General features: G+C 41.0%; 26 protein-coding genes and 3 pseudogenes. 19 read left to right on the forward strand and 10 right to left on the reverse strand.

What is annotated here, in order from left to right; all coding sequences use genetic code 11:
• Nucleotides 1–5: 5 nt before the first annotated feature.
• The 3 genes from E4N66_RS05880 to E4N66_RS13010 are packed head-to-tail and all read left to right on the forward strand — an operon-like array spanning nt 6 to nt 2007.
• On the forward strand, nt 6–701 hold the full coding sequence (locus E4N66_RS05880; RefSeq protein WP_253672327.1) for an ABC transporter ATP-binding protein: 696 nt from the start codon (nt 6–8) through the stop codon (nt 699–701).
• An 11-nt stretch (nt 702–712) separates the two neighbouring features.
• Nucleotides 713–1537 (forward strand): hypothetical protein, encoded by an 825-nt coding sequence (locus E4N66_RS05885; protein WP_253729328.1) that lies wholly within the window; start codon nt 713–715, stop codon nt 1535–1537.
• 35 nt (nt 1538–1572) lie between these two features.
• The gene (locus E4N66_RS13010; RefSeq protein ID WP_305880152.1) at nt 1573–2007 is read left to right on the forward strand and encodes a CC/Se motif family (seleno)protein; all 435 of its coding nucleotides are present in this window, start codon (nt 1573–1575) and stop codon (nt 2005–2007) included.
• A 28-nt stretch (nt 2008–2035) separates the two neighbouring features.
• Here the strand turns inward: E4N66_RS13010 and E4N66_RS05900 are convergent, their stop codons facing one another.
• The 7 genes and pseudogenes from E4N66_RS05900 to E4N66_RS05925 form a co-directional block, all read right to left on the reverse strand.
• Nucleotides 2036–2722 (reverse strand): GTP pyrophosphokinase, encoded by a 687-nt coding sequence (locus E4N66_RS05900; protein WP_253729331.1) that lies wholly within the window; start codon nt 2720–2722, stop codon nt 2036–2038.
• Between the two features lie 126 nt (nt 2723–2848).
• On the reverse strand, nt 2849–4606 hold the full coding sequence (locus E4N66_RS05905; RefSeq protein WP_253729332.1) for an ABC transporter ATP-binding protein: 1758 nt from the start codon (nt 4604–4606) through the stop codon (nt 2849–2851).
• 4 nt (nt 4607–4610) lie between these two features.
• A complete protein-coding gene (locus tag E4N66_RS05910; RefSeq protein ID WP_253729333.1) occupies nt 4611–5042 on the reverse strand; it encodes a GNAT family N-acetyltransferase in 432 nt (143 codons plus the stop codon).
• Between the two features lie 20 nt (nt 5043–5062).
• The gene (locus E4N66_RS05915; protein ID WP_044016118.1) at nt 5063–6844 is read right to left on the reverse strand and encodes an ABC transporter ATP-binding protein; all 1782 of its coding nucleotides are present in this window, start codon (nt 6842–6844) and stop codon (nt 5063–5065) included.
• 65 nt (nt 6845–6909) lie between these two features.
• Nucleotides 6910–7356, reverse strand: coding sequence for a hypothetical protein (locus E4N66_RS05920; protein ID WP_235619692.1), 447 nt, complete (start codon nt 7354–7356; stop codon nt 6910–6912).
• Nucleotides 7357–7446: 90 nt separating this feature from the next.
• Nucleotides 7447–7581 (reverse strand): annotated as a pseudogene (locus tag E4N66_RS13120) (TetR/AcrR family transcriptional regulator); the annotation flags it as partial.
• Between the two features lie 136 nt (nt 7582–7717).
• A complete protein-coding gene (locus E4N66_RS05925) occupies nt 7718–8815 on the reverse strand; it encodes an ISAs1 family transposase (protein ID WP_253728087.1) in 1098 nt (365 codons plus the stop codon).
• Nucleotides 8816–8941: 126 nt separating this feature from the next.
• On the opposite strand from E4N66_RS05925, the gene E4N66_RS05930 reads away from it, so the two are divergent.
• Nucleotides 8942–10141 (forward strand): integrase catalytic domain-containing protein, encoded by a 1200-nt coding sequence (locus tag E4N66_RS05930; RefSeq protein ID WP_253729334.1) that lies wholly within the window; start codon nt 8942–8944, stop codon nt 10139–10141.
• 114 nt (nt 10142–10255) lie between these two features.
• Here E4N66_RS05930 and E4N66_RS05935 read toward each other — a convergent pair whose 3' ends face one another.
• Both E4N66_RS05935 and E4N66_RS05940 read right to left on the reverse strand, forming a co-directional pair.
• On the reverse strand, nt 10256–10522 hold the full coding sequence (locus E4N66_RS05935) for a hypothetical protein (protein ID WP_253729335.1): 267 nt from the start codon (nt 10520–10522) through the stop codon (nt 10256–10258).
• A 78-nt stretch (nt 10523–10600) separates the two neighbouring features.
• The gene (locus E4N66_RS05940; RefSeq protein ID WP_253729336.1) at nt 10601–11467 is read right to left on the reverse strand and encodes a viperin family antiviral radical SAM protein; all 867 of its coding nucleotides are present in this window, start codon (nt 11465–11467) and stop codon (nt 10601–10603) included.
• Nucleotides 11468–11706: 239 nt separating this feature from the next.
• Between E4N66_RS05940 and E4N66_RS05945 the strand changes: the two genes are divergently transcribed.
• The 10 genes and pseudogenes from E4N66_RS05945 (at nt 11707) to E4N66_RS05980 (ending at nt 18739) form a co-directional block, all read left to right on the forward strand.
• The gene (locus E4N66_RS05945) at nt 11707–11889 is read left to right on the forward strand and encodes a hypothetical protein (protein WP_253729337.1); all 183 of its coding nucleotides are present in this window, start codon (nt 11707–11709) and stop codon (nt 11887–11889) included.
• An 85-nt stretch (nt 11890–11974) separates the two neighbouring features.
• Nucleotides 11975–14722 carry an ankyrin repeat domain-containing protein gene (locus E4N66_RS05950; protein ID WP_253729338.1) on the forward strand — a complete coding sequence of 916 codons (2748 nt, stop codon included), beginning with the start codon at nt 11975–11977 and terminating at the stop codon, nt 14720–14722.
• Complete coding sequence (locus E4N66_RS13000) at nt 14722–14844, forward strand: hypothetical protein (protein ID WP_256478297.1); 123 nt, start codon at nt 14722–14724, stop codon at nt 14842–14844. The genes E4N66_RS05950 and E4N66_RS13000 overlap by 1 nt, the downstream gene beginning before the upstream one ends.
• Nucleotides 14845–15043: 199 nt before the next feature.
• A pseudogene (locus tag E4N66_RS13125) lies at nt 15044–15199 on the forward strand (recombinase); the annotation flags it as partial.
• A complete protein-coding gene (locus E4N66_RS05955; protein ID WP_253729339.1) occupies nt 15199–15660 on the forward strand; it encodes a DUF4368 domain-containing protein in 462 nt (153 codons plus the stop codon). The pseudogene E4N66_RS13125 and the gene E4N66_RS05955, both read left to right, overlap by 1 nt.
• A complete protein-coding gene (locus tag E4N66_RS05960; RefSeq protein WP_253729340.1) occupies nt 15585–15980 on the forward strand; it encodes a TnpV protein in 396 nt (131 codons plus the stop codon). Before E4N66_RS05955 ends, E4N66_RS05960 begins: the two co-directional genes overlap by 76 nt.
• A 70-nt stretch (nt 15981–16050) precedes the next feature.
• Nucleotides 16051–16488 (forward strand): radical SAM mobile pair system MarR family transcriptional regulator, encoded by a 438-nt coding sequence (locus tag E4N66_RS05965; protein WP_253729341.1) that lies wholly within the window; start codon nt 16051–16053, stop codon nt 16486–16488.
• On the forward strand, nt 16485–17174 hold the full coding sequence (locus tag E4N66_RS05970) for a radical SAM mobile pair protein A (protein ID WP_253729342.1): 690 nt from the start codon (nt 16485–16487) through the stop codon (nt 17172–17174). The genes E4N66_RS05965 and E4N66_RS05970 overlap by 4 nt, the downstream gene beginning before the upstream one ends.
• A complete protein-coding gene (locus E4N66_RS05975) occupies nt 17162–18070 on the forward strand; it encodes a radical SAM mobile pair protein B (protein ID WP_253729343.1) in 909 nt (302 codons plus the stop codon). Before E4N66_RS05970 ends, E4N66_RS05975 begins: the two co-directional genes overlap by 13 nt.
• A 288-nt stretch (nt 18071–18358) precedes the next feature.
• Complete coding sequence (locus E4N66_RS05980) at nt 18359–18739, forward strand: plasmid recombination protein (RefSeq protein WP_198400739.1); 381 nt, start codon at nt 18359–18361, stop codon at nt 18737–18739.
• Nucleotides 18740–19327: 588 nt separating this feature from the next.
• On the opposite strand, the pseudogene E4N66_RS13130 reads toward E4N66_RS05980, so the two are convergent.
• Nucleotides 19328–19748: pseudogene (locus tag E4N66_RS13130) on the reverse strand (ATP-binding cassette domain-containing protein); the annotation flags it as partial.
• 175 nt (nt 19749–19923) lie between these two features.
• Here E4N66_RS13130 and E4N66_RS05995 point away from each other — a divergent pair.
• The 5 genes from E4N66_RS05995 to E4N66_RS06015 all read left to right on the forward strand — a co-directional run bounded on the left by E4N66_RS05995 (nt 19924) and on the right by E4N66_RS06015 (nt 23760).
• The gene (locus tag E4N66_RS05995) at nt 19924–20499 is read left to right on the forward strand and encodes a TetR/AcrR family transcriptional regulator (protein ID WP_253729345.1); all 576 of its coding nucleotides are present in this window, start codon (nt 19924–19926) and stop codon (nt 20497–20499) included.
• Nucleotides 20500–20594: 95 nt separating this feature from the next.
• Nucleotides 20595–21179 carry a CDP-alcohol phosphatidyltransferase family protein gene (locus E4N66_RS06000; protein ID WP_253729346.1) on the forward strand — a complete coding sequence of 195 codons (585 nt, stop codon included), beginning with the start codon at nt 20595–20597 and terminating at the stop codon, nt 21177–21179.
• Nucleotides 21180–21386: 207 nt separating this feature from the next.
• Nucleotides 21387–22688: a dicarboxylate/amino acid:cation symporter gene (locus E4N66_RS06005; protein ID WP_253729347.1), complete on the forward strand. Its 1302-nt coding sequence runs from the start codon at nt 21387–21389 to the stop codon at nt 22686–22688.
• Between the two features lie 123 nt (nt 22689–22811).
• Nucleotides 22812–23312, forward strand: a complete 501-nt coding sequence (locus tag E4N66_RS06010) for a hypothetical protein (RefSeq protein WP_253729348.1) — start codon at nt 22812–22814, stop codon at nt 23310–23312.
• Nucleotides 23293–23760, forward strand: a complete 468-nt coding sequence (locus E4N66_RS06015) for a hypothetical protein (protein WP_253729349.1) — start codon at nt 23293–23295, stop codon at nt 23758–23760. The genes E4N66_RS06010 and E4N66_RS06015 overlap by 20 nt, the downstream gene beginning before the upstream one ends.
• The last annotated feature ends 123 nt before the right edge of the window (nt 23761–23883 follow it).

Below are 23883 nucleotides of genomic sequence, written 5' to 3' on the forward strand. Positions count from 1 at the left end.
ATAATATGAGTGTTATTTTAGAGGTAGACGGGCTAAAGAAATCCTATTTTACCAAACCTGTCTTGAATGGTATTTCTTTGGCGATAGAAGAAGGTTCGATACTCGGGTTGCTCGGGCCGAACGGTTCGGGCAAAACAACTTTTTTGAAGATTATTGCAGGATTGCTCCATGCAACCTCCGGCGATGTTCGGGTGTGCGGTCAACCGATTGGGCTTGAAACAAAGCGTATGGTGTCGTTTTTACCTGACCGGAATTGCTTGTATCCGCGGATGACTGCACTCGATGTTATTCAGTTTTATCAGGATTTTTTTGATGACTTTGACCGGAATAAAGCCTTGGAATTGCTTGAATTCATGGAACTCGAGCAAAAGCAAACGATTAAAACAATGTCGAAAGGTATGATCGAAAAGATGAATTTAACGCTCACTTTTTCGCGGGCGGCAAAGCTGTTCGTGCTTGATGAGCCGTTAGGAGGCACCGATCCTGTTGCCCGTGAAAGGATTATCAAAACGATCATTAAAACATGGACGGAAAACAGTGCAATTATCATCAGTACCCATCTGGTTACGGATGTTGAGCATGTGTTTACCGATGTCGCTTTTTTGCGCAAAGGAACAATTGCCATGCAAGGCAATGCGGAACAACTAAGGGAAGCGCATCAAAAATCGATGTATCAGTTGTATCTCGAAATTTTCGGCTAAAGGGGAAATAAATGAACCGGATTTTTAAATATACTTTTTTGCAGCGGCTGCCGAGTATTATTTTAAGCTGTGCCGTTATGGCATGTATGAGCGGTGTTGAGCTGCTCTTTTTAGCCTTTACTAAAAACATATTTAACGGGTTTTATATGTTATGGTTTGTACTTACCGTGATAGTCTTAACGGTAATTCCGCTCTTCCTATTTATTCGTTGCAGCAGCGGTTACGCACGGACATTGCTATTTACCGATGAGAGCTATCTTATGCTGACACTGCCGGTTCGTACCGAATTCATATTACTCGGCAGAATACTATGCGGCCTTGCCGAATTGCTGATTTGTATGTTTGTCTCAGGAGCCTTTTTAATAGCAGTTGGAATAGGGTGGACATATCATTATATCGGTTTTACGAGTCAGCAGTTTTTTCGTGTTGCGGGAGATATTCTTACTCTTATTTTCCTTAAAAATTTTCCGCTCCTTGCTCTCATGCTGTTCGGCTCTTTAGTGTCATTCATATTTATCGGAAATGTTGCGCTTGCCGTTCAAACGGTGATGCGTTCCTTTAATATTAAACGGATGCGGGGAGTCTGGACTGTAGGCTTTATTCTTATTTTTACCGGTACGCTCTTTTTGACAGGAAGAGTTGAGGCAATGGTCGGACGGGCGTTAGGTTCCTATTGTCCCATTACCGTATCCGGTATTAAGTATACAGCACAGATTGCATCATATCCGAGTATGGTTGTTAACGTCCCTATCGTTTCGACGTTTATTTCACTGGGGATAGGTATCGCATGTTTTTTTGCTTCGGCATGGCTTTTAAAAAGAAAGGTTGAGGTATAAACAGAGGCGGTGATTCTGGTTTAGAGGAGTTAACGATGATACTATATAAAAAAATTTTTTCGTATGTATGTTTGGTTTTGCTGATATTAGGCTCTATTGCATGTAAACGTGAGGCACGGCAAGATACCGCTCAAACTTGTACGGCGGATAAACGTACACAAACCGCTGTATGGGCCGAAAGGCCTGTTGCGCATGTGGTGATTGACGATAAAGCACATGCAGCGCTGAGTAAGCAACAAGCGACTGCTGTGTATTGTATCGCGATGGGAGCATCGTGAGGCGGTACTATTGTAGATCCGACCGTGCTTGTCGGAATGCCGAAAGACTTTAATAACTATGATAAATTTGAAGTAAACGGAATCGATGTGTATATCAGCAAAGGGACCAATACGCTTGATGGTATTGTAACAATCACAGCAGAAAATGCATTTTGGCAAGAAGTGTTTATTGCAAAAGGAATAGCACAATAGGAAATGTCAGTATAAACGCATCGGACTGTTAGGCTAGCGGACGATCCTGTTCTTCTTGTATTTCTATTTCTCTGCTGATATCTTCCAATTCCGTTGCAATCAGGTTGATGTTTTCCGCACAGAGCCGGAGCTTTTCCGTAATTTGAGCGGTGTTACGGTCGATGTCTTTTTTGTAATATATCTTATGCTCGACACTTGCCCAAAAGTCCATCGCGATTGTACGGAATTGTACTTCTACCTGCATGTACTTTTTTCCCTCTGCGAAGAAAACAGGAATTTCGACAATCAGATGCAGGCTGCGGTACCCGTTCGGTTTTGGATTTTTAATGTAATCTTTGCGGGCAAGCAGTTTTATATCATCTTGTGCGCACAATTTATCGGCAAGGATATAGATGTCCTTTTGAAACGTGCAGATAACCCGAATGCCCGCCACGTCATGTAAATGACGTTCGATATTTTCGAGCGATACATCCAGTCCCATCTTTTTTAATTTGCCGAGAATACTGATCGGTTTTTTGATTCTACAGGTGATGGATTCAAAAGGATTACGGTCTTGGTCCATCGACAGCTCAGTATTAAGGACTTCCAGTTTTGTTTGAACCTCTCGCATAGCACAGCGATACTGCATCATCAGATGGGCAAACGGGTATGCCGCTTCCAATAGCTCTTCGGGTTTGTCGCTATTCAACAATTCTTTAACTGTAACACTTGTCAATATATACCTCACACTTCCGTCAAAATTTCGTACAGCCGGATAATTCAGTCAATGTATAATTGGTAATGTTGTATACTTAAGGATTGCACTAATTACCAATTACACATTAGAACATTATCAATTATTTTACACCTTCCATGCAGCAGCAGTTTCCCGCATACCGACAAAGCGTGCATAAATACCGTCTTGCTGCACGAGTTCGGCATGGGTGCCGTGCTGGACGATATTGCCCTTATCCATGACGAATATTTGATCGGCATTTTTGATAGTTGAAAGCCGGTGTGCGATGATGATTGCGGTTTTGTTTTTTAACAATTCATCGAGGGCGCTCATCAGTTTTTCTTCGTTTTCGGGATCGACACTAGAAGTCGCTTCGTCGAGGATGACAATGGAACTCGGTTTGAGCATTGCACGCGCAATGGAAATACGCTGGCGCTCCCCGCCTGAAAGATTGCTGCCGCCTTCCTGCAGTACGGTATCGTAACCGTTCGGCAGTTCCATAATAAAGTCGTGACACTGCGCTGCTTTTGCCGCTGCAATAACTTCTTCGTCAGTTGCATCCGGTTTTCCGAATTTAATGTTGTTCTTTATCGTGTCTTCAAACAAGTACACATCTTGGAATACAAATGTAAAGTTCGATAAAAACGCATCGTACGCAAAATCCTTGATATTGGTATCACCGAGTTTTATTTCCCCTGAATTAACATCCCAAAAGCGGGCAATCAGCTGACACAAACTGGTCTTTCCCGAACCGGAATACCCAACCAAGGCTGTTACACTGTTTTTCGGAATACTCATATCCACATTGCGGAAAAGTTTTTCTTCCGGCTGCTCCTTTCCGCCGTAGCCGAAGGTAACATTTTTGACAGTGATATCGTCGTTTCCCTGCGGCAGGAGCGAACCTTCCGGTAAGGCTTGAATATTTTTAACTGTAAAAAGCGTATCCAAATTCTGCACCGCAACACCGCGCATCCGCTGCATTGTACCGGCTATTTCAAACCCGCCGAATACCACAAAACTCGCAACAATCAGCATCAGCGTTTTTTCCACATCGATCGCTCCAGCTGAATACCGATATAAGGCACTTACAATAATTATGGTTGTCCCCAGTTTAAGCAGGAGCGAAAAAACCAGCAATGAAGGCATCAGTGTCTTTTCTACCGCAAAGAAACCGGTTTTGCTTTTTTTAATACTCTCCGTCACGTTTTTTATCGCTTCGCTGGTTCTGCCGAACGCCTTGACCACACCGATCCCCTGCACATACTCCAGAACATCGGTATGCAGTTGCAGCTTCAGCTCCGTCAGTTTTGTCGTTACCGCATCGGTCTTTTTTTGAAACACAGAGTTGAACAGGATTGCAGTAACAAGGGTGATAAAAATGATACCGCCGGTTGTCATATCATACGGGAAAACAAACAGCGCCATAATCACCGTTTGAATGCTGCCTGCAAACATCATTTCGAGAATCATCATATCGATTGTTTCAACATCAGAAATCACCGTTGTCAACGCTCCCGAAATATCGCCGAGTTTACTTTCGGAAAAATATCCCATGTGTACGTTTTTCAGTTTATCTCCGATGACAAGCCGGTTCTCCGCCCCCATCGTATACGAGGCGATATTTTTATTCCGGTCTGAAATATAGCCGAAAATGATTTTTCCCGTGATGCCGGCGAGCATAATGCAGAACACCGTGATAATATTACTCCGTGTAACCGGCTGAGATTGAAACACTGCACGGCTCAGTGTTAGCAAAAAATACCCAAGCCCGCCGAGCGTAAAGCCTTCGAATATGCTTTTGATCATATCGCAAATAAACATCATTGTTATGCGCTTTGATTGCTTCCCCGCAATCGCGTAAATCTTCTTCAATAAATCAAACATAGTTTTACCATTCCTTTATAAAGCGTTTTTGCAGCTTGGTACATTCGTAGCCGCAGTGTTCATAAAACGCATGGGCTTCCGTGCGGTGCTCACCGGAGTTGAGGCGGATAAAGCGGTAGTGCCGTGCAGCAGCTTCAGCTTCTACAGCACCCAACAGCTGTTTGCCGATACCCTTGTGCTGGTGTTCGGAACTGACTGCCAATTCTAAAATGTTGAACCCCGCTTCTTCAAACAGTAATTCATACGCTTCGGCATGAATAAAGCCTACCACAGTGTGCGTTTCATCATCTTCGTATACCCGTATAAAATGCCGATTATCGGAGATGAGTTTTGCAATCTGCCGTTCGGTTACCGCTTCCGTTGTTTTATACCCAAGCGAAAACTCGCTGATATCCCGAATAGCCTTTGCGTCTGTTAGCTGTATAGTTCGTATCATATATTACTCCAATATAATTCTTAATTATCCCTGCTGCTGATATGGGACTGCCACATTTTTTGATAGAGCGGTGAACGCTGTAACAGTTCGGTATGCGTTCCCTCAGCGGCGATTTTCCCTTTATCCAGTACGATGATTTTATCGGCATTGACAATCGTAGAAAGCCGGTGCGCAATCATAATAACGGTCTTATTTTTTACGAGGTTATCGATAGACTGCTGGATAATGGCTTCGTTTTCCGGGTCGGAGTAGGCGGTTGCCTCGTCGAGTACCACAATGGGACTGTCTTTCAGTAAGGCACGGGCAATGGTGAGCCGCTGCCGCTCGCCGCCTGAAAACTTGCTGCCTGCGTTTCCCGCATTGGTATCATACCCGTCGGGCAGGCTTTTGATAAAGTCGTGGATGCTGGCTTTCGTACAAGCTGCTTCGATTTCCGCATCGGTTGCATCTTCTTTTGCCATCTTGAGGTTTTCCCGAATGGTCTTATTGAACAAAAAGTTTTCCTGCGACACGTAGGTAACCAACTGCATATTCCGTTCCAAGCTCATACTCCCGATATCAGCACCGCCGATGGTGATGTGTCCGCTGTCGATATTCCAAAAGCCTGCCAGCAGTTTTGCAATGGTAGACTTGCCGCTGCCGGAAGAACCGACAATCGCAGTCAGCTCGCCTTCTTTGGCGGTAAAGTTCAATCCATCGAACACCTTTGTGCTGTCTTTGGCAGCTGCACCGTTTACCGCGCTGCCTGCCGCAGGATCCTTGGCAGCGGCACCGGCTGTTTCGCACAGCGCTCCGCCGTAGCCGAATACCACATTTTCAAAGCGCACATCAAAGCCGTGCGGTGCAGGGGCGGTGTCTTGCCGAACCAGCTCCGGTAAATCGAGTACCGACTGTATCTCACCGAACACAACACGCACATTCGCCATTGTGTCCATGTACGCCATTGCTTTAAGGAGCGGTTTATATGACGCATAAGAAAGCAGCACGCACATAATCAGCACCGGCAGTGTAATGCCGCCGGTCATAAACAGATACAAGCCGACCGGCAGTACGACAAGGAGCGTAGACGGCAGCACTTCCATCGCAGCGGTCATCGCAAAACACACGCTCAAATACCAGTCGAGCATTGAGTCCCGGTTATCCTCCACCGCTTTTTGGAATTTATCATACGATGATGCCGATTTGTTAAACGCCTTGATCACTTTTATCCCTTGAATATATTCGACCGCAGCGGCATTCATTTTTTTCGATGCTTCGATGTACCGTTTCGATTTTGCTTCATAGTCTTTCATCATCAGCATCGAAAAGAGCATACCGAGCGGCAGCGTTACGAGGTTTGCAAGAGCGATCTTCCAGTTCAGTATAAAAATGATAACGACAATAACAATCGGAATGATAACGTTGGCAAGTACTTCGGGGATAACGTGCGCAATCGGCTTTTCCATTTTATCCACCGTTTCTACCACAAACTGAGACCACTTGCCGCTGCTTTTTTCTTCTATCGTACCCATCGAAAGACGGCTTAATTTTTCCACCACCCGCTTCCGCGTATCTTCAATAATGCTGAATGCCAGATTGTGCGAACCAATGGTAGATACCGAATGTCCGATAATCGCCCCGGCAAAGCCTGCAAAAATAAGTCCTGCATACGGTAAGAAAATGCGGTAATCCGTTGCGCCGTTTATCAGCTGTGTCACAATAGATGCAACAGCAAAGTAGGGCACAATGCTGCACGCAACACCGATAATTGCGACAACCACCGAAAAGATGATTGCGCCGATATGCTTTTTTAAAATATCCATATATTCTCCTCTCTATAAAAAATCTAACCAGAGTTGTTAAAAGATGCCTACTACCTCCTGATAGATCAAAATCGCTGCCGTAGTTTTATTCTCCCATTACGGAACCCTAAAACCGCTTTCCACCCCGCCTCAAAAAAAGCGGCGAGCGTATGAGCATATTTTAATGCGGTTTCTTTTGGATAATTGTGCAACACAAGTTCGGCAAGGGAAGCATAATGCGCATGCACAAGGATATGCCATTCATCATCTTCCAAATCCCGAAAAGGAATACCCCGCCGCTTTAATTCGACAAGGAACTTTTTAGTTTCCCGCATTTCGGCACGTACCACCATATCTTGAAAATCTGCGTATTTTGTACCGGCTGAACACATCAGCAAAAGCTGAAATATTTCAAAATGTGCGTAGATATACTCGATCATGCTGCACAAGGTTTCTTCTTCATGTCTCCACAGCTGTAAAAGATCATCGTTTTTTACTAATGCGAACTGCTCCGCTGCGGCATCGTTATACATTTGAGAAATAGTTTGAAAAACCGGGTCTACTATGGCGCCGAAGAGCGCTTCCTTATCCGTAAAATGATTATAGAATGCGCCGTTGGTTACATGAGCTTCCTTGCAAATTTCCCGAATGCTTGCCCGCTCAAAGCCGAATGCTAAAAACTGCTCTTTTGCACATTGCAGCAGATTTTCGTGTGTTTGCTGAAAATTCCTTGGTATACAATCACCCTCCGCCAGAATCTATTGACCGGTACAGGATACTATACCGATAGCTATCTTTTTTGCTGTAATATTACAACGTAATATTACACTGTAAGACGGAGTTTACTACAATCAGAAGAAAGATGCAATATCCCGCATTGCATCACGCAGGGCTTCAGCATGAAAAAAGGATCTGAGCTCTAAAATTATCGTCGTAGATGCAAGCGCGCTTGCCCATACTGAGCGTATCCATTTTAGAAAGCATCTTAATTCTATTGTAGACAATTCTTCTGATAATAGCTAGGTTTTCTGCTGCATTCCGGTCAAGAACAGTACAGGCATCATCAGAAAACAACACATCTAAACACCAATGTAAGTTATTTTCTATCGCCCAATGACTGCGTACTCCCTTTGCAAATTGTTTTACATCTGTAAGACTCGTAATAAAATAGCGAATTTCACGGCATTCTTTCCCCTTCCTCGTTACAATGCTTTCGACCATACCGAATGCAGCAAGGTGCTTCCACTCCTTTTTATCTTCAAACCATTCTATGTTGGTATCAAGGCTATATATTCGCCTTTCTATTCTCCCGTGCCCTTTATCAAAGGTCGTATGGACGATCCGAGTCGATGGTGCAGGACTAAGAAAGAAGTCCTTTACCTCCTGCTCCATAAGCGGATGATTTCCTTTAAGAGCCAGAATATAATCATTATCTTTTGCAATCTTTTTCACTATTTCTTTCTGACATAGCATTGCATCAGCGGTTATAATGACGCCTTTGATTTTGAGTATCTGTATCAGCCTTTCAGCGATTGGTATTTCGTTCGTCTTTTCGCTGCTGCATTCCATCTGTCCGATAACGACTCCCAATTCATGGCTATAAGCGTGTAACAGATGCAATGGATCTATGCCGACTTCTTTCAACCCGCTTCCTCTTAGACTTTTTCCATCTAAACTGACATAACTGCCTACTGGAATATCGAGTTCTTCTTCTATCCAGCGAATAAATACACTTTGAAACTGTTTTGGATCTAACATTCCTAGTACTCGCCGTACCGTATCATATGAAGGCAGTCCATTCGGCAGTTTAAGACCGATAACATCTCGCAACCATTGTTCTTTTAGCCGCGCAAACTCTCGAATCCCATAGATGCTTCGTTCTCCGGCACTTACTCCACACATTACTACCATCAGTATTTCACTTATCGAATGCTTTACTTTCCAGTCTTGCCGACTGTCTTCTACTTGTTCAAATAATATCCCTTCCACCATAACGTTACTTTACTATACTTTTCTTTCATGCTGAAGCCCTGTTGCATCACGTTAAATCTAACCGAAAAAGAAGCGGTGCATCACGTAAAAATCTAACCCAAAATAGAAGCCCAAAGGAAGGGCGCAATGGGGTTAGACATGAAAACGAAAAAGAAATTAACCGAAGAGACGGCGAAGCGTTACTGTACGGCAAGCAAAAAGAGCAAGACGAAAATAATCGATGAGTTTATCGCAACAACCGGTTACAATCGAAAGTATGCCATTCACGTTCTGAAAAATAGTGCATATGTAAAGGTCACGCACTTTAACAATGTCGCAAGACAGAGCGTACAGGTCATTACAAAGACACGTAAAAAGCGGAACTATGAAAAATACTACGGTCAAGACGTACAACAAGAAGTCATCCGGCTGTGGATTTTTTCGATGTATCTGTGTGCAAAACGGCTCGTGCCGTTCATTCGGGATAATATCGATTACTTTGCTCAAAAGTTCGGCTATGATGAAAAACTGAAAGCAAAACTCGCCCGCATATCAAGCGCGACAGTCGGCAGGATTCTCAAACCGGAAATCCCAAAACATTCCATCCGCGGTATTTCAACAACACGACCTGCAAAGAATCTTAATAAGCTCATTCCCATCCGCACCTTTTTCGATTGGGATGAACGTAAGCCGGGTTTTTTTGAGGTTGACACCGTTGCCAACTGCGGCATAAGTACCCAAGGACAGTATATTTGCACGCTTACCCTTACCGATGTCCATTCCGGCTGGACAGAAAACCGAGCACTTTTAAACAAAGCTCACCGCTGGGTAAAAGAAGCGATAGAAGATGTGAAAGAGAAGCTGCCCTTTCAGATGAAAGGTATTGATAGCGACAACGGAAGTGAGTTCAAAAATACACAGCTGTTGCAATGGTGTAAAAGTAATGAAGTTATTTTCACTCGGAGCAGATCATATAAAAAGAATGATAATTGTTTTGTTGAACAGAAAAATGACAGTGTCGTAAGACGCATCGTCGGTTACTATCGCTTTGAGGGAGAAGCGGCACGCATGGTTATGGCTGACCTTTATCAGCAGTATAATACACTGGTCAATTTCTTTTTTCCCTCAATGAAGATCATTGCAAAAAAACGGATAGACGCAAAGGTCATAAAAAAATATGATACGGCAAAGACGCCGTATTGCAGGCTGATGGAAAGCTCTGATGTAAGCGAGGCGGTAAAAGCTGAGCTGTGCCGCAGGAAGAACAACTTGGATTTACAACAGCTGCTTGAAACAACGCAATACTTGCAGCGTAAACTTATCTCTATGGCTCAGCCTTGGACATAGAGTGCTATGGTTAGATTTTTACTTGAGTAACCGGAAGCCTTTCGGTTAGATTTTTACGTGAGTAAATACGTATCCAGACGGCATTCAATAACGTCTGTGGGGAAACGCCCACTTTTATCCTTTTTCAACTACTGCAATTATATGGATTACCCGGCTAATCCAGTTCAAATAGCCTCTTTTATCACTTGGGGTAGAACTAATTGGAAAAACAAGCTTTTTACCATTTTTATAGTAAATTAATTTTGGATGACCGGAACCTCCTGCTGTTTCATAATAGAAATTGAGTGCGTAAAGTTCCTTTATCTGTTTTTCACTAAGATAGTGTTTCTGTTTTTTTAAAATCTCTTTTAATTTCTCTCTTAATTTTTTATATTCACCCATAGCAATACCTCCTGAAGTTTCATATGTTAAAGGTACTCTGCACCGTTAGTTTTCTCAGCCATAAAATTCGGACATTTTTTATGCAATCTTTTCTTTGCTGAGAACTCTTTTCAAAATCAAATCCGTATGATCAGATCTATATCGTGAATCAAATTTTTCAATGTCAAAATTTATTTGCTCTAAAGCATCGCTGAAATCCGTAGTTAAAAGACTTTCACTGTAAACGTAATTATTTTTATTCCCGTTCTGGAAAAGTTTCCCGTTTGGAGCAATCATCAAGTAACTTTCAGTCATTAATTCATTGTCTTCGATATATATTGGAAGAGCTTCTCGATAATTATTCCTTAAGAAAGTATAAAACTGTTCCTGTGAGATTCCTTTTGAATTTCCAAAAGGCATTTGCTTAAGGATTTTTATGCGATTGCAGCCAAGTTCTCTCATCTGAGGAACTACAATATCATCCCAGTTCCATTCACTTACAACGGTGTTGATTTTTAACTTGAATGTTCCACCTGCATTTCTTAGTAAATTGATTTTTGCAAGCAATTCATCTTTAGTAAGAGCTTTTGTGCCACAGCATCGTCCAATACTCTTATTTTTATCGTTATTCCATGAATCAATTGAAATCCCTATCTGACTGATATTTCTTATTATGGTTTCAAGTATTTCAAGATTTGTTCCATTTGTCTGAACAGAAATATCCATGTCTAAACCTGTTGCATATTTCATTACAGGCAGAATCTTTTCTGGAAAAAGCAGCGGCTCACCACCTACAAAATTCAATCTGTAACCCGATTTCCAAATTGAACGGAGCTGTTCTAAAATAGATTTCACATTATCAAAATTATCCCATATTTCATCTTGATGATTCCATTTTGCAAAACAAAACTTACAGTGATAATTACATTTTTCTGTAATGTGCCAGTTTACAACAAGATTTTCCATAACTGCCTCCTTATCATTAAGACCGTTTCATTTTCATTTTTTTCCATATTTTTTTATGCAATAAAAAAAAGACATTTTTTTCAAGCGAAAAATCAACATACCCCGACGCCAAGCGTTGCCGTGGACGGCGGGTATTAAACCCTCCGCACGAATAAGTAAAAAAATGTCCGATTTTTATGACTGTTTTCATAACGGAAAATGTCTATATTTCTTGTATATCAGATATAAGGAGGCCTAATATGGCTACAAAAGGAACAAGTTCTAATTCAGGAAAGAATTATGCAGGTCAGAACTCTCACAGAGGGCCTGCTATTCCTCCAAACAATCACGATGGCGGAAACTGGCCATCAACTCATTCCGGAAAAGCTTCAGGAGCCGGAAGAGGAAACGCTGCATCAAAAGCCGGCAAGAATGGTAAATAACCGTGCGGTTTAAAAATGGGGCTGTCGAAAAAGTAACCGACTTTTGAAACAGCCCCAAATACCCGATATAATGTAAGAGGCTGATATGAAAAATGAAAGAATCGAATATGGAAATATTACTCTTGGTAAAATAAATAAAATGCTTATTTCTTTTATTGGAGAAAGTACTTTCTATTATTACTGTGAACAATTTGCACAAGAAGGCCTGATAGAAAACTGGCAGAGTAAAGAGGCCTTTCAAAAATATATCAACCGATTGCTTGCTGAAGAAGATGCTGATTTTGCCGGTTTGAACCCAGCAAATAATTCGAGTATTCCGGTTGTCGTCTGTAAGATACTTGATAGGTTTGCTTCAGACTATGGGTGTATGCCGTTTATTACAAGGCAAATTAAAAAATTAGCATTTGATCTTTATACAGGATATACAAATTTTCAATATCCGATATATGAAACTTATAATTTTCTCAGGGTAGTTTTTTGCAAGCATTACGAAGAATATGCAAAGGATGTAATATCAAATATTGTAATTGACCCACGAAATATACCGTTTTTGTCATTATATTTTTGTTCTTCTGTTAAAAAATATAATTTTGCATACGATTTCTTATCTAAAATTCCTGATTTTGGAAGTAAGGAAGAGTTGTATAGAAAACTTGCTGATTGTTATACTGATAAAGAAAAACAGCCGGAGCATTATAAGCAGATTATTACTAATCAAATGAAAGATGCTCTTAATCCAAAATGGATTAACATGAAGGAAATTCTGGATTTTTTAATGCGGAATGAAGGACAGAGGATTGCCGCCAGCTGGCTTATTGAAGCGTATTTGCTTTCGAATATTGAAAAGTTCATTAAGAAAGAAAGTGGTATACCGGAAGAACAAATAAAAAAACTGTTTTCTGTTGGATTATATGTCTATTCAGTTCATCCCAATCCTGAAGAGTTTTTAAGAGTATTGAATGATTTGGAATTTGACGGAATGGACGAGAAAAAATTTGATAATTCTGTTGAAGCTATACAAAAGGCATTAAACGCAATTTTTAATGAGCACATCTATTTGTATGATGAAAATCAAACAAAAGAGTTTATAGAAAATGTACGCACTTCTGTACCTAATGCAGCAGAATTTTATTGTACGTGGATGGAAGGTTATATTCAGTTGGCTAAGGATAACGTTTCCGGCGCTTTGAAAAAATACAAGGATGCATTTGAAAACAGAAGGTTTGCCGGTTTTCAATTTGAGCATTTTATTAAGCAAGCTTTTGCTCTTTCTGTTTTTGCAAATTCGACTGACATCATGGTTCGAGAAGCTGTAGATCCATCTAAAGATAGAACGACCCCATTGAAAAACGACGCTAAAAAATATTGGAACTATGGATATACACTTGGAATTTTCGAAAAGCCGGCAGAAGACACCTTTATAGAAAATGTGTACAAGACAAGTAATTTTCTGTCTGTATTTCCGGAAACAATGTTTATTAAAAATTCAAAGATCAAAAAGACTCTTTCAGAAAATGTGAGCAAAGACATGGGTATTGATTTTGTAACAATCCTTGAAGGAAGTTTATTCACAGAAGAATTTAAAAAAGAAGTCGAAAAAGATTACGCACGTCTTTCGAAACTTACAAATGAAAATATCAATACTCGTGTAAGAATGTACAATCATGAAGTTCAACCTGCAGTGCCGCCTTTGACATTAGCAATTTACCATGCAGATAATTGGTCGGACGCACGTTTTCTTTCATTAATTAAAAACTGGTTGGGGCTGGGAGATGGACATGGTTTTGATAATATTAATGTAAACTCAGTATCCGATAAGGGAACGACGCCTTTGCAAGCTTCGCTGCAAGCATATAAAAAATCAAAAAATAGTAAGGAGAAGGATTTTGCACAAGACTTTAAATTAATATCATTAGCAATAATTGAACGGTCTTCCATTGAATCTTTCACTGTAAAATCGGTAAAAAAAAGACGTGAGGCTCTTCAAGAAGCTATCGAAAGTTATGATTTAGATTTAGTAAAAGCAATTATTGAGAAGGGACTTGATGTAAATGGATTATTAATCTCAGCAGATGATGTTTCTCCTGTCTATTATTGTATTCAGTGGATAATTCAAGCAAAGTTCCCTGATAAGTTTTTTAAACAACTTTTTACATATCCTGAAAGTATAAATATGGTATGGGAAAACTTGAATATACCGGGATTAACAAATTCAGATAAAAAGAAGCTCCATGAAAAATTTATAAAAGAAATTTCTAATAATGATGATGTAAAAAAATTTATGCCGGAGTTTATCCATGTACTACACAGTATTCCAAAAGATGAAGAATGTATAGCGAACCTTCGAGCAATTTGTTTATATTTAGTTGAAAAGACGGCAAATCAGGATGAATTTATTAAAGAAAATTATCAGGTTAATCAAAAATGGACATCATTATTTTTTGCAGTGGAAACAGATGATAAGGAAATTTGCCGTGCTTTATTGAAGAATGGTGCGAATCCAAATCTGCATTTAGGGTTTGCACCGGAATGGGGTTATATTACTTTCTTAAAAAGGTGTATTTCGTTTGAAGCTTGGGAAGTTCTGGAAATGTTTTTATCTGAATTTTCTGAAATGGCAAGAGTGACAATTAATGAAAGTGATAATATGTATGGCTTATCTTCTCTTACAGCTTTTCTTCGGAAAATGATTGAAACTCGAGAGCATACTCCTGGTAAATATAGGGGAAGGGATTTTGTTATTAATATGGCTAATCTTTTCGGTAAGTGCGGAGCAAGTTATAACCAACCTTCAATGTTTGGGTCTGCAAATGATATGCTGAAATTTATTTAATGACTACAGTAATTACAAATGAAACAGCCATGCGGATTCTCAGCCGCTCGTTATTTAATTCAAACAGCGCCCAGCCGATGGAATTAATAATCAGCGAGAATATCGCCCATCCCAAAAATTGAAAAAATATTTGAGTCCTGCGGCAGTCGAGGTATCTTCTTCTCGGTTCACCTTGATAACCTCGGTTCGTACCGCAAGCGCGTTTCGTACTTTTTCAAAGTCGAAAGCCCCCGTTGCCTCCTTTGCCGAGGGCTATACTTTAATAGGATGATAAAATTAACTGTCCTAAATTGAAAATACATAAGGAAGGAGGCTAAGAGAATGTCAAGGACTTCAAAGATTACAGCACTTTATGAGAGATTATCAAGAGATGATGACCTGAATGGCGAGAGTAATTCCATTACCAATCAGAAAAAATATCTCGAAGATTATGCCCGTAGGAATGGCTTTGAGAATATCCGCCATTTTACTGACGAATGAAAAAATCACTTGTCGAAGAAAAAGTGAATACGGTGGATATTAAGCACTTTATTTCACTGATACGCAAATACAAAAATCCTACAGAAGTTTCCGATTTGATGTTTACCGAACTTATTGACAAGATTGTGGTGTATGAAGCCGAGGTTGTAGGAAAAGCAAGAACGCAAAAGGTTGATATTTATTTCAACTATGTCGGGCAGGTCGATATTGCCAACACCGAGGAAGAACTTGCCGAGATAAAAGAGCCGGAAGAAGCTGTGTGTGGCAGTACCTACTGGCCTACACACAGTCAGCAGAAATTCTGCTTCGAGGAATGTAAAAAGGTAAACCACAACAAAAAAACATTGGAGTTTTACCACAAGAAGCAAAAAGAGAAAGCATTATGCAAAGATTTATTACAGACGAAAGAACAGGTATCCGATACGAACTCATTGGAGATTACTATTATGCCTGCCTGACAGTAGAGAAAAGTCCTCCCCATTCAAAATACGAGCGGTTGCGGCAACGATATTTGAGGGAACACAAGCGGATTATGTATTTCAATCTACTGTCAAGCGGAAAGTTATATGAACACCTTGCTGAAATTGATACTTCGGCTTGTGATATGGCTGAATATCTGATAAATGAAATAGCACGAAAACAAGGAGTAACGGAGAAACTGAAAGCAACGGATATGATGAGATGGGTTGGACTTATGAATAACATTCGAGCCTGCGTTGATGAAATTATATTGAATGATATTGTGTACTCCGACAAATCGGAATTTACCTCTATTTAGACATACAAACTGTTGACAACAAAACTCCTATATAGTATGTTTTGATAAACTACTATATAGGATCTTTTGTATGGAAATGAATGGAGGATTTCTTGTCACCAAAATAAAACAGCTTGGAGACCGGATCTTTGAGAAGATTCTCAGTGAAAAGAATATTGATGCGTTCAATGGAGCCCAGGGGCGTATTCTTTATGTGCTGTGGCAGGAGGATGGAATCCCGATTGGGTTACTTTCGATCAAATGTGGATTAGCGATAACTTCTCTTACGACGATGCTGGAAAGAATGGAAAATCAAGGGCTGATAAGCCGCATTCAGTCTGAAACGGACAAACGGAAAACACTTCTGTTTCTGACTGAGAAAGCACATGCCTTAAAGGGCGAGTACGATTCTGTATCTGATGAGATGGGCAGCATTTACTACAAAGGTTTTTCAGAGGAAGAAATTACCCGGTTTGAGGAATGCCTCGACCGCATCAGAAAGAATCTTGAGGATTGGCAGGAGTCATGAGTATTTGTATCAAAAATCAGATTCAGAACATGAATATCGTCATCGGCTGCACAGTGGGGTGTGCATATTGCTATGCCCGCAACAATGTGAGGCGCTGGCATATGATTGATGATTTCGCTGTTCCTGAGTTCTTCCCGGGTAAGCTCAAGATGATGAAAAAGAAACGTCCGCAGAACTTTCTTCTTACCGGCATGAGCGATCTCTCCGGATGGAAGCCGGAATGGAGAGACGAGGTATTTGCAAAGATCCGTGAAAATCCACAGCATCAGTTCCTGTTTCTTACCAAGCGCCCCGATCTGCTGGATTTTGATACCGATCTGGAAAACGCATGGTTTGGCGTTACGGTAACGAGGAAAGCAGAACTGTGGCGTATTGACGCCCTTCGGAAAAACGTCAGAGCAAAACACTACCATGTTACCTTTGAGCCGTTATTCGACGATCCCGGTACAGTTGGCCTTTCCGGAATCAACTGGATCGTTGTCGGCACCATGACTGGAGCTCAGAGCAGGAAGGTTCATACGGAGCCGGAGTGGGCATGGTCTCTGACGGATCAGGCACACGCGCTCGGCATTCCGGTGTTTATGAAGGAAGACCTTGTCTCTATCATAGGGGATGAAAATATGATTCAGGAAATGCCAGAAGAATTCAATAAAGTGTTGGTGGCACAGAGATCATGGCAGAAGTAATCGATGGAATCCTCATTAGTGAGGTGGAAACAAAGAACATCATGACCAAGTCCAGTCTGCCGGTAGGCGGTTACTCGGTCAATCCCTATGTAGGCTGTACACATGCCTGCAAGTATTGCTATGCTTCTTTTATGAAGCGCTTTACCGGACACAAGGAGGAATGGGGCACTTTCCTTGATGTGAAGCATTGGCCGGAAATTAAAAATCCGAAGAAATATGCCGGACAGCGTGTGGTCATCGGTTCTGTGACGGATGGCTACAATCCACAGGAGGAGCAATTCGGGAATACCAGAAAACTTCTGGAGCAGCTGATCGGCAGTGACGCAGATGTTCTAATCTGCACAAAGTCTGATCTTGTGGTACGGGATATTGATCTGCTGAAGAAGCTTGGACGAGTAACCGTTTCATGGTCGATCAACACACTGGATGAAAATTTCAAGAACGATATGGACTCTGCTTCGAGCATTGAGCGTCGTATCGCTTCTATGAAGCAGGTATATGATGCAGGTATCCGTACAGTCTGTTTCGTATCCCCGGTATTCCCCGGTATCACGGATTTTGAAGCGATCTTTGAGCGGGTAAAGGGGCAGTGCGATCTGTTCTGGCTCGAAAATCTCAATCTTCGGGGCGGTTTCAAGAAGACGATTATGGATTATATCGCTGAAAAATATCCTGATCTTGTACCGCTTTACGATGAGATCTATAACAAGCATAACCGCAGCTACTTTGAAGCACTTGAAGTAAAAGCTGAGGAAATGGCTAAAAAGTATGATTGTCCCTTTGTGGATAATGAAATGCCTTATGGCAGAGTCCCGCAGGGACATCCGGTGATCGTGGATTATTTCTATCATGAGGAAATCCGAGGGACAGAAAATACCGGAAAAAGAAATCGTTAAACAGAAATTGACCGAGCTCTTTGAACGAGGGAGACTCCTTGTCCGAAGGGCAAGAAGGTGCAACCGAGAAGACTTAGAACAATTCCTGTTTGCCAGTATCTTAAACAGAAATGGGAAAAGCAAGTTAATGCTTTCCGTTGCCGCCCTGCTCTCTAAGGGTGTACCTCTACCCTTTACCGAAGCAGAAGAAGCGTTCCAATCCCTCGCCCCGAAAATCGGCAGACCTAATGATAAGGAAGTCAGGGCGAAAGCGTTTTTGCCCCGACCTATATGGAGCAGTTGAATCAGATGGAAACTGATGGTCTGGTGTCGCTTCATGGATTAAGAAAAGATGCAACGTTGTTCAATAAGATTGTGATTGATGTGAACACAATGTACTTTGAGCGTAGCAGCGGCTACGAATACGCAAAGCAGTTTTATGAAAAAATGTTCCATTTTATTGAGGAAAAATTCGGTGCTGATAATGTTATATCGGCTGTTATGCATGCTGATGAAATCAATGTAGTGGCAACCGAGGAACTCGGAAAAGATGTTTACCACTATCATCTGCACGCTATGGTTTTGCCTATGGTGGAGAAAGAAGTTCTGTGGAGTAAGCGTTGCAAAGACCCCGAATTTCGAGGGACGGTCAAGGAAGTTGTTCATCAAATCAGCTACTTAAAGAAATAGAAATCAGATATTCCGCTGACCGATGAAAAAGGCAATCCGCTTCTCAGAAAGAATGGGAAACCGATATTCCGAGCTTCGTACAGCATACTGCAAGATGAATTTTTTAATTATATGACGGAATGAGGTTTCAAAGGGTTTCAGCGTGGCGAATACGGAAGTACAGCGGAACATCTGACCTCACTGCAATATCAAATCAAGCAGGACAAGGAACGATTGGAGAAGTTGCAGAAGTGTATTCAGCGTGAACCACGAAGAAACAAGCGTGGTATGGAAAGATAACCTTTTCCATTATACTCACGACTTAATGACTTCTTGATATATTGAAAATCAGTGGTTGCTGGGTGTTCTAATGTGAATGCCCAGCAATCAAATTTTATGAAAGAGAGGAACGGACTATATGAAAGAACAGAAACATTCTTATTCACAGCGAATTGGAAAGACAACATTCATCGTAAATGTAAAGTAGTCCGAAAGTGCAAAGCGCAAAAAGGTTTGTATTTGCGAATCGATTTGCTTTATCTGTTCTACTATATTTTTAATGATTGTCTGTACGGTATCGTTTTTGTATATTCTGATCGATAAATCGCCTTTACCAGTTTTTTTCGTTCCGATGTACAGTCCGCAAAAGTAGTCGATGTTTTGTTTAACTGTAAAATCATAATAGACGGATACTTCCTGCGGCACAAGCCCGATTTTCCGTTTTATTCGTGCGGAGGCTTTAATACCCCGACGCTTTGCGTCGTAACAAAGGGTATTAAAGCCGACTGCAACCACCTTATGAGAACAACATACCCCGACGCTTGCGTCGGGGTATGTTGATTGCAAAAGCGTCGGGACGCATCGGCTCATCAAAAATCCTGATCTCACCTTTATCGTACTTTAACAGTGAAAGGATGCAGTTGATTGCTGTTGTCTTACCACAGCCGTTCGGCCCCAACAGCCCAAGCACTTCTCCTTTTGCAATATCCAAATTAAAATGATCCAATGCGATTTTTTCTTTATACCGCATGCATTGTATCGTTATATTTTGCGGTGTGGTGTCTGGCTCAATATCGACAGGGTATCTCTAAAAACTCAGGTATAGATTTTTAGAAGATGCTCTATGCTATTATTGACACATTCGTCAATAATGAATATACTCTGAATGAATATTATAAAATATTCATTCAGAAGGGTGTTACAATATGGATGATAAAAAAGAAAAGCTGCAATCCGCTGCTCATTTTTTATTTTTAAAAAACGGTTATAAAAAGACTAACATTGCACAGATTGCAAGAAAAGCAGGGGTTGCAGTAGGATCGTTCTACAATTATTATCCTTCAAAACAAGCAATTTTTTTAGAAGTCTATATTGCTGAAAATGAAGCGGTAAGGAACCGGCTTATACAAGAAATTAATTGGGAAGGGGATATAGAACAGCTTATTGAGCAGTTTTTTGCATATACTGTTAAAAATATTATGAACAATAATATTTTAATTGAGTGGAATAACGGTTCCGTTTCAAAAGTGCTGCACAATCATTATTATTCACAAACCGGAAGAGAGAATAATTCATTTTACCGGTTTTTACAAGAAACGGTTTCTAAACGATTGCAAAAAGAAAAAATCGCGCCTGATCTCATCGGTAAAGTATTAAAAGTATTTGACTTTATCTATTATATTGATTGTCATGTTAGCGGGCATGAGTTTGAAGGATATAGCGAAACGCTCCAGATATTCGTGCAGTACTTTATAAAAGGTATAACTTCGGCAGTCAAATAAGGCTGCCTCGTTAACCGGAGAGAAGCTTCGTTTTTAGTGTGTAGAAATGAATGAATGTTGTAGAATATTCATTCAGTAAAATAAGGAAATAAAATATGTATAGTACCGGAAAAAAATATGCAGCGTTTGTGCTGATTAATTGTTTAACATTATCCAGAATACCGTTATCCGTCTTTGCTTATATGGAAATAACAGCGGGAACTATCCGCGGTATTTATTATCTCTGCTTGTTCTTGGGTATTGCCGTAAGTGATTTTTTGGACGGAAAATGTGCCCGTGCATTTCATGTTCAAAGCAGCTTTGGTGCAATAGCAGATGTCATCTGTGACTTTTTCTATATTGTAACTTCAAGCTATGCACTGTACCGCTTGGGCTGTTTACCTATTTGGGTGCTGATTCTTATTACCGTAAAACTTTTTGAATTTATCTTGACTTCTCTACTGATAAAACGCGTACAGTACCGGTCTCATATTTTTATGTTTGACCGTGTCGGACGATATACAGCAATAGGATTTTATATTTTACCTACCGTAATTGTGCTTTGCAGTATATATTTGATGCCGTTCTTTTTTATCATCCGGTATGTTTTTTGTGTAAGCCTATTAATTTTTTCTTTGGTCTCGACTTATCTGAGATGTATCGTAATCGTAAAAACAAATCGAATTCATCCGGCAAAATAAGATAATTGCAAATAAATCAAGATAAAAAAATGGTTGCCGGATTTTCTCAATTACAAAAGGCATTTTACATTTTTACCATTATATGAATATGAACAACAATTTGTTTGCATTCAGGCCGGATAGGGGGTATAATAGAATCATACTATCGGGAGGCTCTCACATCTTCCGTTTTTAGAGCTATCCCGTTGTAATTAAAGGAGGCTCATGATGAGAAAAAATGTATTAAGGTTGTATCTGGATTCCAATCTTTTAAAGCGAATTCTTGCTGCTCTTATACTCGGTGCAATTACCGGTATTATTCTCGGCTTCTTCCCCCATGCGGTGCAGCCTTACGTTACCTATACGAAGTTTTTCGGTGATATATTTATCCGGCTGCTAAAAATGATTGTCGTACCGGTCGTACTGTTTTCGATTATCTGCGGTTCAGCCAGTATCGAACCGGCAAAATTGGGACGGATCGGTATTAAAATCATTATCTACTATTTATTAACCAGTGCGCTTGCCGTATTCGTCGGGCTTGTATTTGCTAATCTACTGCGCCCCGGCTTCGGTTTTTCGGTCATCGGTTCGGCAGCTGCAAAGGCGAAGATCAGCGAAGCGCCTGCAATGAATCAAATTCTCTTAAAAATGATCCCGACTAATCCGATGGAGGCATTGGCTCAAGGGGATATGCTGCCCATCATATTATTTGCAATGCTGTTCGGTTTTGCCGTTTCTTTTGTCCGCGGTTCTAAAGACGAGTTACTCCGTAAAAGCGGTGATACGGTGTTTTACGGTTGTAACGGGGCGGCAGAGGCAATGTATAAAATCGTCGGCGGAATTATGCAATATGCACCGATTGGTGTATTCGTTTTAATTTCTATTGTGTTTGCCCAGCAAGGACCGCAGGCGATAGGACCTCTTTTAATGGTTACTCTCTGTGCCTATCTCGGCTTTGTAGTACAGACGATTGTGGTGTACGGCGCTATTCTTACCGCATCGAAGGTTTCTCCGATAACCTTTTTTAAAAAGATTCACGAGATTATGATTACCGCTTTTGTAACCCGTTCGTCATCGGGAACATTGCCGGTTACCATGCGCGTGGCGGAAGAAAATTTGGGGATCCCGCGCAGTATTTCTTCGTTTACACTGCCGCTCGGCGCAACAATAAATATGAATGGAACCGCCATCTACCTCGGTGTTTGCGCGATGTTTATCGGCTATGCAATCGGCTCTCCGTTGAGTATTTCACAGCAGGTTACCGTTGTGCTTACGGCAACATTAGCAGCGGTCGGTACTGCGGGTGTTCCGGGGTCGGGAGCTATTATGCTTCTGATGGTACTCGACTCTTGCGGTTTAAAACTCACTGAAGGTTCTGCCGTAGCGGCAGCCTACGCGATGATTCTCGGAATCGATGCACTGCTTGATATGGGAAGAACCTGTATCAATGTGACTGGCGATGTTGTCGGTACGCTTATTGTTTCCAAACAGGAAGAAAAATATCAAGCAGGCAACCAAACGGATGTCTAATATCTCCGGTTAATCGGCATGAAGCAGTCTAAAAATTGAAAAGAAATTTAGGCTGGATTGACAAAGTGAGTGGCTCAATTATAATAATTCCTTCAATTCCCAAAATTTTTATAGGAGGAAAAAATGAGCAATGTCTATAAGACACGCCCGCACAGAGTACTTGTGAATCTTGTTTTTGGTGCGGGAGCCGCTCTCTTTGTGACTTTTATTGCATCAATTTGGCTTAAAAGTTCCGTATTATTGCTATTGATAGCTTTAGCAACTTTCGCCGGCTATGTTTGGTTGGTAATTATCGGTAATATGATTGTTATAGAAACTGACGGCGATACATTGACAATAAAAAAGGGTAATAAAATCGATACCTATTCGATTTCCGCTACAGCGATACGGGCAAAAACCGTTACTTCCGGCGGGGATACGGAATGCTCGCTCTATCTTACCCGGCAGGGAGAAAATGAAGAACTGATTGACTGCGAATTAATCGGTATTACGCAGTTTATAAAGTTATTGGATGATTTGGGAATCAATAGAGATTCCGTAACCAAACTCAGCACGGACAATACTGATGAACCGGCTAAATTGACAACCGTAAAGGAGAAAATACATGGACACCATCATGAGTAATACAACTTTTTCACATATCTATTATTTTATCCTTATTCCGATAGGGCTGCTTGCTTATTTTGCATTTGCAATCTTTAAAACAAAGAAGGATAAACAGCGCGTTACAAATTGGCTGAATGAACATCCCGATGCGGTAAAAGTGTATGTCGGTAAAACGAGTTTAGTAACCGGTTATCTGGCGAGTGCGGCTCAGCAGATAACCGTCAGCAGTGTCGACGGGGAACGTCCGTTCTACTTTAGAGAAAAACTTTCAACCGGATTCTATGTTACTCCAGGAACTCATATTGTCGAATCGTCTTTTTCAAAAACTCGTCCTGGTTTCTTTTACCGCTCCGTTACCACAACTTACGGTGCAAGCAAACAGGAAATTACCGTAGAGGCTTCCAAATCCTATAACTATTTCTTTAATACGAAAGAAGAAGTCTACGGGTTTGAAGAATTGCATTAATTTCTAATATTTGTTCCTGAATGAACTGCTGATAGAGCGTCTCTAAAAATAGAAGTTTTAGAGGTTTCCATAAGCATTTCATAAGATAAAACGCCCCTGCTGCCGTTAGCGGTAACAGGGGCG

The organism is Treponema sp. OMZ 857, from assembly GCF_024181085.1.
Taxonomy (GTDB): Bacteria; Spirochaetota; Spirochaetia; order Treponematales; family Treponemataceae; genus Treponema.

Coding starts and splice junctions, on each gene's coding strand:
- E4N66_RS05950 (WP_253729338.1), top strand. CDS start 11,975: ATGAAAAATGAAAGAATCGAATATGGAAATATTACTCTTGGTAAAATA.
- E4N66_RS05970 (WP_253729342.1), top strand. CDS start 16,485: ATGAGTATTTGTATCAAAAATCAGATTCAGAACATGAATATCGTCATC.
- E4N66_RS05920 (WP_235619692.1), bottom strand. CDS start 7,356: ATGTATAACGATGCCGCAGCGGAGCAGTTCGCATTAGTAAAAAACGAT.
- E4N66_RS05995 (WP_253729345.1), top strand. CDS start 19,924: ATGGATGATAAAAAAGAAAAGCTGCAATCCGCTGCTCATTTTTTATTT.
- E4N66_RS05975 (WP_253729343.1), top strand. CDS start 17,162: ATGGCAGAAGTAATCGATGGAATCCTCATTAGTGAGGTGGAAACAAAG.
- E4N66_RS06000 (WP_253729346.1), top strand. CDS start 20,595: ATGTATAGTACCGGAAAAAAATATGCAGCGTTTGTGCTGATTAATTGT.
- E4N66_RS05885 (WP_253729328.1), top strand. CDS start 713: ATGAACCGGATTTTTAAATATACTTTTTTGCAGCGGCTGCCGAGTATT.
- E4N66_RS05940 (WP_253729336.1), bottom strand. CDS start 11,467: ATGGAAAATCTTGTTGTAAACTGGCACATTACAGAAAAATGTAATTAT.
- E4N66_RS05925 (WP_253728087.1), bottom strand. CDS start 8,815: ATGGTGGAAGGGATATTATTTGAACAAGTAGAAGACAGTCGGCAAGAC.
- E4N66_RS05955 (WP_253729339.1), top strand. CDS start 15,199: ATGAAAAAATCACTTGTCGAAGAAAAAGTGAATACGGTGGATATTAAG.
- E4N66_RS13000 (WP_256478297.1), top strand. CDS start 14,722: ATGACTACAGTAATTACAAATGAAACAGCCATGCGGATTCTCAGCCGC.
- E4N66_RS06005 (WP_253729347.1), top strand. CDS start 21,387: ATGAGAAAAAATGTATTAAGGTTGTATCTGGATTCCAATCTTTTAAAG.
- E4N66_RS06015 (WP_253729349.1), top strand. CDS start 23,293: ATGGACACCATCATGAGTAATACAACTTTTTCACATATCTATTATTTT.
- E4N66_RS05980 (WP_198400739.1), top strand. CDS start 18,359: ATGGAAACTGATGGTCTGGTGTCGCTTCATGGATTAAGAAAAGATGCA.
- E4N66_RS06010 (WP_253729348.1), top strand. CDS start 22,812: ATGAGCAATGTCTATAAGACACGCCCGCACAGAGTACTTGTGAATCTT.
- E4N66_RS05945 (WP_253729337.1), top strand. CDS start 11,707: ATGGCTACAAAAGGAACAAGTTCTAATTCAGGAAAGAATTATGCAGGT.
- E4N66_RS05915 (WP_044016118.1), bottom strand. CDS start 6,844: ATGGATATTTTAAAAAAGCATATCGGCGCAATCATCTTTTCGGTGGTT.
- E4N66_RS05960 (WP_253729340.1), top strand. CDS start 15,585: ATGCAAAGATTTATTACAGACGAAAGAACAGGTATCCGATACGAACTC.
- E4N66_RS05910 (WP_253729333.1), bottom strand. CDS start 5,042: ATGATACGAACTATACAGCTAACAGACGCAAAGGCTATTCGGGATATC.
- E4N66_RS05930 (WP_253729334.1), top strand. CDS start 8,942: ATGGGGTTAGACATGAAAACGAAAAAGAAATTAACCGAAGAGACGGCG.
- E4N66_RS05965 (WP_253729341.1), top strand. CDS start 16,051: ATGGAAATGAATGGAGGATTTCTTGTCACCAAAATAAAACAGCTTGGA.
- E4N66_RS05905 (WP_253729332.1), bottom strand. CDS start 4,606: ATGTTTGATTTATTGAAGAAGATTTACGCGATTGCGGGGAAGCAATCA.
- E4N66_RS05880 (WP_253672327.1), top strand. CDS start 6: ATGAGTGTTATTTTAGAGGTAGACGGGCTAAAGAAATCCTATTTTACC.
- E4N66_RS05935 (WP_253729335.1), bottom strand. CDS start 10,522: ATGGGTGAATATAAAAAATTAAGAGAGAAATTAAAAGAGATTTTAAAA.